We start from the raw sequence: 524 nt of genomic DNA on the forward strand, positions 1-524 counted from the left end.
GTCTCATACTATGGCTGGGGATCTAGGATTCGAACCTAGGGATGACGGAGTCAAAGTCCGTTGCCTTACCGCTTGGCTAATCCCCAATAATCGAAGTTAAAACTGGTGCCGCCGAGAGGACTTGAACCCCCAACCTACTGATTACAAGTCAGTTGCTCTACCAGTTGAGCTACAGCGGCTTAGTGAACGCCGTGTGATTGAACCAATGGGTTCTCTGATAGAATACCGAACCTCAAGGCTGAATTACGCGTCCAATATTAAATTAATAATATGGTGACCCGTAGGGGACTCGAACCCCTGTTACCTCCGTGAAAGGGAGGTGTCTTAACCACTTGACCAACGGGCCTTACACTGGAGCTTCCAACCGGAATCGAACCGGTGACCTCATCCTTACCATGGATGCACTCTACCGACTGAGCTATGGAAGCAAGTGGCTCCCCGAACAGGACTCGAACCTGTGACAACTCGATTAACAGTCGAGTGCTCTACCAACTGAGCTATCAGGGAATATTAAGCTTGGCGAC

The 524-nt window shown here is 49.8% G+C and carries 5 tRNA genes; all 5 read right to left on the bottom strand.

Going from position 1 to position 524, the window contains the following annotated elements:
* Positions 1-11 precede the first annotated feature (11 nt).
* Positions 12-86 (bottom strand) — tRNA-Gln (locus tag BK127_RS42325).
* A 17-nt stretch (positions 87-103) separates the two neighbouring features.
* Positions 104-179 (bottom strand) — tRNA-Thr (locus BK127_RS42330).
* 92 nt (positions 180-271) lie between these two features.
* Positions 272-346, bottom strand: a tRNA-Glu gene (locus BK127_RS42335).
* A 6-nt stretch (positions 347-352) separates the two neighbouring features.
* Positions 353-428 (bottom strand) — tRNA-Thr (locus tag BK127_RS42340).
* A gap of 3 nt (positions 429-431) precedes the next feature.
* Positions 432-507, bottom strand: a tRNA-Asn gene (locus tag BK127_RS42345).
* Positions 508-524: the final 17 nt, after the last annotated feature.

The organism is Paenibacillus sp. FSL H7-0331 (genome assembly GCF_001956045.1).